Below are 7,940 nucleotides of genomic sequence, written 5' to 3'. Positions count from 1 at the left end.
GACACCGCCTCCCTGCAGCGCCGCCGCGCCGACGCGGTCGGCATCATCGCCGACCCCCGCTACACCGAAGAACTCCTCCACCAAGCCCACCAACTCCTCGCCAACACCCCGGCCGCCGCCCCTTCAACGGCCGGCACGGCAACCAGCCAGGCCACCGCTCCACCACCCGCCACCGACACCAACCAAGGCACCATCCCGACCGCCACCGGTCCGGCCCCGGCTCCGGCCCGCAACACCATCGGCCCCGTGGACCAGGGCACCACCTCGGCCACCGCCCAAGCCCTCGGCGCCTCGACCGGCCGGGGCGCCGCCCCAACGGCTGCGCCGGCCACTGATCAACGCCAGGCCTCGACCACCGGTCCCGGCAGCGAGCCCGCGGCAGGCCCGGTGATCGACGGCGAGCCGACGGCCGCCGACTTGCCTCCTGCTCCGACCGGCGCGTCGCCATCCGTGTCCGCGGCCGCGTCGGCGCGCACTGCCGACCGCGGTGGGCCTGGTCGTTGGGACCGGAGTGAAGACGGCTGCGATGGCTGGCCGGGTGACGGCGATCTGCTGGGCGACTGGGGTGAGCCGGGGCCGGAGGACGAGGCCGATCGGGACGCGCCCTATCCCGGCGACAGCGAACTGCCCGACCCGCTCGACGCACCGTACAGCGAGGCCATCGAGCCGTTCGAGCCGGGGCTGCGCCTCGACGACACGGACGGGGAGCCGATGGACGCCGCGGCGCGGCGGGTGCTGCAGGCCCGGCTCGCGCAGATCCGGCGCGACGCCCACACCGACCCGGGCTCGGGCCGGGTGGCGCGGCCCGGGCAGACCGAGGTCTACGTGCACCTCACCGACCACACCCTCGCCACCGGCACCGGGGTGCTACGCGCCGAAACCATCGGCCCGCTGCTCGCGACCCAGCTCGCCGAACTGATCGGGCACAGCCCCTACACCGTCAAGCCGGTCATCGACCTCAACGACGCCGTCAGCGTCGACGCCTACGAGATCCCCGACCGGATCCGCGAACGCACCCGGCTCACCCACCCGGTCGAACTGTTCCCCTACGGCTCCCGCGAAACCCACCCGGCCATGGACCTGGACCACATCCAGCCCTACGACCCGCTCGGCCCACCGGGCCAGACCAGCACCAGCAACCTCGTCCCGCTGCGCCGGTTCCCACACCGGATCAAGACCCACGGCCGCTGGCAGGTCCGCCGCCTCGACCCCCGAACGCTGGAATGGACCACCCCGAACGGCTTCACCTTCCACGTCGACCCCACCGGCACCCACCGAGCACCAACCAACTGACGCCCGCCAGGCATCAGATCCAGCACGGAATAGTAGGCCGGCCCCGCTGGGATGGTGACTGAGACAGCACCAGCAGTCAGAGGGAGCTGCCTGGGCAGGGCGGGCGGCAGGAGGCGAGAGCGCTGGAGATGGCTGTGGGGAGGGAGCTGGCTGGGGCAGGGCCGGGTCAGGAGGCAAGGGCGGCCGAGATGGCGGTGGGGGCGGTGGGGTGGTGGAAGGTGAAGTCGGTGGATTGGAGGCGGGTGGGGAGTGCTCGGGCGCTGCCCAGGAGCTCCCACGCGAATTCGCCGAGGACGGCTTTCATGAGGAAGGCAGGGATGGGGAAGAAGGCGGGGCGGTGGAGCGCGGTGGCCAGGGCTTCGGTGAACTCCTGGTTGGTGGCGGGGTTGGGCAGCACGACGTTGACGGGTCCGCTGACGGTGTCGTGTTCGGCGACGTGGCGGACGGCGCGGAGCCAGTCGGTGAGGGAGACAACGGGGAAGTACTGCGTGCCCGAGCCGAGCCGGCCACCGAGGCCTACACGGAACGGGAGGGAGAGGAGTTGGAAGGCGGGCGCCTTGCGGTCCAGGACGACGCCGGTGCGGAGGGCAGCGACGCGGCTGCCGGCGGCGCTGGCCGGCTCGAGCGCGCCCTCCCAGACCCGGACGACCTCGGACAGGAAGCCGTCGCCGAGTTCGGAGTCCTCGGTGAGGATGCGGTCGCCGCAGTCGAGGCCGTAGCCGCCGACCCCGCTCTGCGTGATCACGACCGGCCGCCGGTCGAGCTGAGCGGCAACCGCGGCCAGGGTGGACGTGGTGCTGACTCGACTCTCGCGCAGAACCTTGCGGTACGTCGGGGTCCACGGGCGGCCGATGTTCGCCCCGGCCAGGTTGACCAGGATGTCGGGATCGCCGAGCGCGGCCGGGTCCAGGTCACCCCGAGCCGGGTCCCAGCGGACTTCGTTTGGTGTAGTGGGCGTACGACGTACCAGGCGGATGACCTGGTGTCCGTCGGCGGTGAGGTCGCGGGCGAGCGCCGTACCGAGAAAGCCGGAGGCGCCGGCCAGCACATACTTCATCCTGCTACTCCTTGAGGCTCGTCCCACCACCGCAGTACCCGACAAACAAACTCGGCCCCCAGACAGTAACCGGGTACCTGCGGGCTACTCGCACTGGCGCTCCGACGGAACAACAATCGGCTGGCTGCGCTCCACACCACCGGGCCGGGCGCTGCGCGTCCCCACCGGGCGGGTGTGCGGCGCGCTGGCGACGGGTGGGTGTGCTGCGTGCTGGCGGGCGGGTCTGCTGGGTGCTGCTGAGGTGCGGGGTGTGCTGGGCGCTGCGCGTGCGTGTGCGCTGGGCGTTGCCGGCGGGTGGGTGAGCCGCGTGCTGCGGACAGGCGGGCGTGCTGCACATTGCAGGCGGGGGAGGGTGCTCGGCGCTGCCGATGGGTGGGTGCGCGGGCGCTGCGGGCGGGTGGGTGTGCTGCGCGTCCCCACCGGGCGGGTGTGCTGCGCGTCCCCACCGGGCGGGTGTGCGGCGCGTCCCCACCGGGCGGGTGTGCGGCGCGCTGGCGACGGGTGGGTGTGCTGCGCGCTGGCGGGCGGGTGTGCTGGGCGTTGCCGGCGGGTTGGGTGTACAGCGTGCTGCGGACAGGCGGGTGCGCTGCACGTTGCTGGCGGGGGCTGGGGGTGCTGAGCGCTGCCGATGCGTGAGTGCGCGGGCGCTGCGGCCGTGCGGGTGAGCTGCACGTTGCCGGCGCGTGGGCGCCGTGGACGCGTGGGCGCGCGCACGTCGCGGGGTGGGTGTGTGCTGGGCGTTGCGGACGGTGTGGGTGTGGTGCGCGCTGGCGGTGGGTGGGGCAGATGGTGGAGACGAGACAGCGCCGGCTCGTCCTGGGGGACGGGCCGGCGCTGGTGGTGGTTGGGGGTTAGACGTCGAACTGGGCGTCTTCTAGGCGTTGTTTTACGGCGGTGAGGTAGCGGGCGGCGTCGGCGCCGTCTACGAGGCGGTGGTCGTAGGTGAGGGCCAGGTAGACCATCTGACGGATTGCGATGGTTTCGCCGAGCTCGGGGTGGGTGATGACGACCGGGCGCTTCACGACGGCACCGGTGCCGAGCATGCCGACCTGGGGCTGGTTCAGGATCGGGGTGTCGAACAGGGCGCCGCGGCTGCCGGTGTTGGTGATGGTGAAGGTTCCGCCGGCCATCTCGTCCGGCAGCACCTTGTTGTTGCGGGTGCGGTCGGCTAGGTCGGCGATCTTCTTCGCCAGGCCCGCGATGTTCAGGTCACCGGCGTTGTGCACGACCGGGACCATCAGGCCCTTCTCCACGTCCACGGCGATGCCGAGGTGCTCGGCGGCGTGGTACGTGATCTCGCCCTTCTCCTCGTCGATCGAGGCGTTGAGCTTCGGGTACTGCTTCAGCGCGTCGACCGCGGCCAGGGCGAAGAACGGCAGGAAGGACAGCTTGGCGCCCTCGCGGGCCTCGAACTCGGCCTTCTTCGCGTTCCGGAGCTTGGCGATCTCGGTGACGTCGACCTCGACCACGGTGGTCAGCTGGGCCGAGACCTTCAGCGAGTTCACCATGTGGCTGGCGATCGCCTTGCGGATCCGGCTCATCTTCTCGGTGGTGCCGCGCAGCGGGCTGATCGTCGCCGGCTTCGCGGCGGCCGGAGCCGCGGCGGCAGCCGGTGCGGCCGCGGGGGCTGCTGCGGCGGCCTTCTTGGCCTCGGCGGCGGCGATGACGTCCTGCTTGCGGATGCGGCCGCCGACACCGGTTCCCTGTACAGCGTTGAGGTCGACCTGGTGCTCAGCCGCCAGCTTGCGGACTAGCGGGGTGACGTAGTTGGGGCCTTCTCCGTTGGGGGAGGCGGTGGTGGCGGCCGGTGCCGATGCGGCCGGGGAGGGGGCTGGGGCCTGGGCGGGGGCAGCTTGCGCGGCGGGGGCGGCCTGGGGGGCCGGGGCTGCGGCGGGCGGCTGGGCGGCGGGGGCCTGAGCCGGGGCCGGGGCGGCGGCTGGGGCCTGCGCGGCGGGGGCCGGGGCTGGGGCCGGTGCGGCGGCGGGGGCCTGCGCGGCCGGGGCTTCCGCGGGAGCGGCTGGGGCTTCGGCGGGGGCCGAAGCGGCTGGGGCTGCGTCGGCGGAGCCTACGACGGCTAGTTCGGCGCCTACCTCGACGGTTTCGTCTTCGGCGACCTTGATTTCCAGGAGCTTGCCGGCGACGGGGGAGGGGATCTCGGTGTCGACCTTGTCTGTGGAGACCTCGAGGAGGGGCTCGTCCACGGCTACGTCGTCGCCTACCTGCTTGAGCCAGCGGGTGACGGTTCCCTCGGTCACGCTCTCGCCTAGGGCGGGGAGGGTGACTGGTGTGCCCGAGGTGGGTGCCGATGCGGCCGGAGACGCCGCGGGGGCTGAGGCCGCTGCGGCCGAAGGAGAGTCGGAAGGAGCCTGAGACTGTTCGGCGGGGGCCTGGGCCGCGGGCGCCTCCTCGGCCGGGGCTGCCTGGGCGGCGGCGGCCTGCTGGGCCGGGGCGGCTTCGGCGGCGGGGGCCTGAGCTGGGGCCTGCTCGGCGGGGGCGGCCTGCTGGGCTTCGGCGGCGGGCTGCTCGGCGGGGGCCTCGGCGGAGCCGGTGGATTCGCCGGCGTCACCGATGACGGCCAACTCGGCGCCGACCTCGACGGTCTCGTCCTCGGCGGCCTTGATCTCGAGCAGGGTACCGGCCACGGGCGAGGGGATCTCGGTGTCGACCTTGTCGGTCGAGACCTCCAGCAGGGGCTCGTCGACGGCAACCGTGTCGCCGACCTGCTTGAGCCAGCGGGTGACGGTTCCTTCGGTGACGCTCTCCCCGAGGGCCGGCAGGGATACAGAGGTCGGCATGACGGTCGTTGCTCCTTCGTCAGATCGGTCGAGGTCAGCCTACGGTGCCGCCGGAACGAGCCGGATCCGGGTCAGCGGAGCCGGCGCGCTCCTACGGCTCAAACCTACTCGGACGGGCCAGTGGGCCGGCCGGGGATCTCAATCATGGAAATGCAGGGGCTTGCCGGCGAGCGCAAGGTGGGCTTCGCCGAGGGCCTCGGTCTGGGAGGGATGCGCGTGCACGAGCGGCGCGACGTCGGCCGGGTAGGCCTCCCAGTTGTAGATCAGCTGGGCCTCGCCGATGAGTTCGCCGACCCGGGAGCCGACCATGTGCAGGCCGACGACGGCGCCGTCCTTGGCCCGGACCAGCTTCACGAAGCCCTGGGTCTTCAGGATCTGGCTCTTGCCGTTGCCGCCGAGGTTGTAGTTCAAGACCTCGACGTCGCCGTACTTCTCCCGGGCCTGCTCCTCGGTCAGCCCGACCGAGGCCACCTCCGGCTCGGAGTACGTGACGCGCGGGATGCCGGCCTCGTCGATCGGCGTCGGCGCAAGTCCGGCGATGTGCTCGGCAACGAAGATGCCCTGCTGGAAGCCACGGTGCGCCAACTGGAGGCCGGGGACGATGTCGCCGACCGCGTACACGCCGGGCACCGAGGTCTGCAGCGTCGCGTCGACGGTCACGAAGCCACGGTCGAGCGCAACGCCGACCTCTTCGTAGCCGAGGCCACTGGTGTTCGGGCCACGGCCGACCGCGACCAGCAGCACCTCGGCCTCGATCACCTCACCACCGGCGACCGTCACGCGAACGCCGTTGTCCACCACCTCGACGGACTCGAACGGCGTACCGGTCTTGAACGCGATTTTCCGCTTCCGGAACGCGCGCTCGAGCGCCTTGGAGCAGTCGGCGTCCTCGGCCGGAACGAGGCGGGGGAGGGCCTCGACGATGGTGACCTTGGTGCCGAAGGAGGTCCAGGCGGAGGCGAACTCGACGCCGATCACGCCGCCACCCAGCACCACGGCGGACTCCGGCACGCGATCCAGCGTCAATGCATGCTCGCTGGCGATGATCCGGTCGCCGTCGAGCTCGAGTCCGGGCAGGGAGCGGGAGTAGGAACCGGAGGCCAGGATCACGTTGCGACCGGTGTACGTCGTACCCGCGACCTCGACCGTGGTCGGGGAGGTGAGCCGGCCCTCGCCTTCGACGACCGTGATGCCACGGGCCTTCAGTTGGCCCTGCAGGCCCTTGAAGAGGCGGTCGACGACGCCGTCCTTGTACTTGTTCACCCCGCCCATGTCGACACCCTCAAGCGTGGTGCGGACGCCGAACTGCTCACCCTCGCGGGCCGAGTCGGCCACCTCCGCGGCGTGCAGCAGCGCCTTGGTGGGGATACAGCCGCGGTGCAGACACGTCCCGCCGACCTTGTCCTTCTCGATCATCGCCACCGACAACCCCAGCGTCGCGGCACGCAAAGCGGCGGCGTAACCACCGCTGCCGCCACCGAGTATCACCAGGTCGTACGTCGTACCACTCTCAGTCACAGGTTCCTCCGTGGGTCTGGTCGGCGGGCGGCCCGGATCGCGGGCGGGGCCCGCCGTCATCCTTTCACCGTTGCCGGCCGCCGCCACCCCCGGGCCACCTGGAACCGTTACCGGAGATTTCGTGCCCTGAGTTGGGGAGATATAGGACACTTGCCCCATGAAGTGGTTCGGTCGCCGGCAGAAGCCGGGCACGATGCGCCGGTCGGACAACCCCGATCAGGCGCACCTGCGGGAGTTCGCCCAAACCCGCCAGGGTGTCGAGGGCTTCGTCGAGCCGCGTACTGCGGTGACGGAGTACACCCTCCTCCTGGTCGCAATCGACGGCGAGTGGACCCGGCGGCGGGTCCCCTCGGTCGAGTGGGCGCACAGCTTCGCCAACAAGCTGGGGATCCCGTCGTACGACGCCGCCGTCGTCGGCTACCCGCCCCGCATGCGCGAGTACAACGCCCGCATGAAGAAAAACGGCCTGGCCTGAAGGACTAGAGGATCGGGACGCGCTGCCGCACCCCAGCAACAACCGAGGTGTCGACAACCCCGTGCAGGAGGTCAGCGGTAGCGCCAAGCCGGGAAGCCGTCTGGCCCAGCGGAGTGGTCAGGCTGCTCCGCCCGATACCGAGCGGATCGGTGCCGACCGGCGGCACGTACGCCTGGTCGCACGCCAGCACCCACGCCTGTGCGTCCGCAGCGCGTGCCCGCGTCAGCAGGTCCCACTGCTCCTCCTTGCCCGGACCCGCACCCCACGACGCCGGTACGACGACCAGCTCCGCACCCAGCCGCCCCAGTGCCGTGAACTGATCCGCGAACCGCAGGTCGTAGCAGGTCGCCAGCCCGATGGTCACGTCGCCGTACCCGAACGTCACCAGCTCCTTGCCCGGGGCAACGGTGTCCGACTCGCGCGACCCGAACGCGTCGTACAGGTGGATCTTCCGGTACGACGTCTCCACGCCAGGACCCGTGACCAGCAAGGTGTTGTGCACCCGCCCGTCGTCAGCCGGCTCGAACAGGCCGGCGACGACCACCACGCCGAGATCCGCGGCCACCTTGCGCAACCCGGTCGCGAACGGACCGTCCAACGGCTCGGCCACACTGCGAAGATCGGTGCCGAAACAGGCCAGCACGGCCTCCGGCAGAACGACCAACGAGGCCCCGTCGGCGGCGGCTCGCCGTACGGCGTCGGTGGCGGTGGCCAGGTTGGTGACCGGGTCCGGACCGGCCGAGACCTGGGCGGCGGCAACGCGGAGAAGTGTCATCTGGTCCTCCTAGGCTGTATACATTGA

5 protein-coding genes and 1 pseudogene are annotated in these 7,940 nt (G+C 71.6%); 2 read left to right on the top strand and 4 right to left on the bottom strand.

The annotated features are described in order from the left end of the window. Positions 1-1,293, top strand: a pseudogene (locus ACIBL3_RS42630) (hypothetical protein); the annotation flags it as partial. A gap of 166 nt (positions 1,294-1,459) precedes the next feature. Here the strand turns inward: ACIBL3_RS42630 and ACIBL3_RS42625 are convergent. The 3 genes from ACIBL3_RS42625 to lpdA all read right to left on the bottom strand — a co-directional run bounded on the left by ACIBL3_RS42625 (position 1,460) and on the right by lpdA (position 6,663). After that, a complete protein-coding gene (locus ACIBL3_RS42625; protein ID WP_396359716.1) occupies positions 1,460-2,350 on the bottom strand; it encodes a TIGR01777 family oxidoreductase in 891 nt (296 codons plus the stop codon). An 851-nt stretch (positions 2,351-3,201) separates the two neighbouring features. Continuing rightward, positions 3,202-5,145 carry a 2-oxoglutarate dehydrogenase, E2 component, dihydrolipoamide succinyltransferase gene (gene sucB, locus ACIBL3_RS42620; protein ID WP_396359715.1) on the bottom strand — a complete coding sequence of 648 codons (1,944 nt, stop codon included), beginning with the start codon at positions 5,143-5,145 and terminating at the stop codon, positions 3,202-3,204. A 138-nt stretch (positions 5,146-5,283) separates the two neighbouring features. Then, positions 5,284-6,663 carry a dihydrolipoyl dehydrogenase gene (lpdA, locus tag ACIBL3_RS42615; protein WP_396359714.1) on the bottom strand — a complete coding sequence of 460 codons (1,380 nt, stop codon included), beginning with the start codon at positions 6,661-6,663 and terminating at the stop codon, positions 5,284-5,286. 157 nt (positions 6,664-6,820) lie between these two features. Here lpdA and ACIBL3_RS42610 point away from each other — a divergent pair, with 157 nt between their 5' ends. Beyond that, positions 6,821-7,138, top strand: coding sequence for a hypothetical protein (locus ACIBL3_RS42610; RefSeq protein WP_396359713.1), 318 nt, complete (start codon positions 6,821-6,823; stop codon positions 7,136-7,138). Between the two features lie 4 nt (positions 7,139-7,142). On the opposite strand, the gene ACIBL3_RS42605 is transcribed toward ACIBL3_RS42610, so the two are convergent. Continuing rightward, positions 7,143-7,913, bottom strand: a complete 771-nt coding sequence (locus tag ACIBL3_RS42605; RefSeq protein ID WP_396359712.1) for a carbon-nitrogen hydrolase family protein — start codon at positions 7,911-7,913, stop codon at positions 7,143-7,145. Between the last annotated feature and the right edge of the window lie 27 nt (positions 7,914-7,940).

Source organism: Kribbella sp. NPDC050124 (assembly GCF_044460355.1).
Taxonomy (GTDB): domain Bacteria; phylum Actinomycetota; class Actinomycetes; order Propionibacteriales; family Kribbellaceae; genus Kribbella.
Note: the sequence above shows the minus strand (reverse complement) of the source record. Positions and strands in the feature narration are given on the sequence as shown.

What these genes read in the sequence shown, in the direction of transcription:
- ACIBL3_RS42625 (WP_396359716.1), bottom strand. Translation starts at nt 2,350, where the DNA reads ATGAAGTATGTGCTGGCCGGCGCCTCCGGCTTTCTCGGTACGGCGCTC.
- sucB (WP_396359715.1), bottom strand. Translation starts at nt 5,145, where the DNA reads ATGCCGACCTCTGTATCCCTGCCGGCCCTCGGGGAGAGCGTCACCGAA.
- ACIBL3_RS42610 (WP_396359713.1), top strand. Translation starts at nt 6,821, where the DNA reads ATGAAGTGGTTCGGTCGCCGGCAGAAGCCGGGCACGATGCGCCGGTCG.
- ACIBL3_RS42605 (WP_396359712.1), bottom strand. Translation starts at nt 7,913, where the DNA reads ATGACACTTCTCCGCGTTGCCGCCGCCCAGGTCTCGGCCGGTCCGGAC.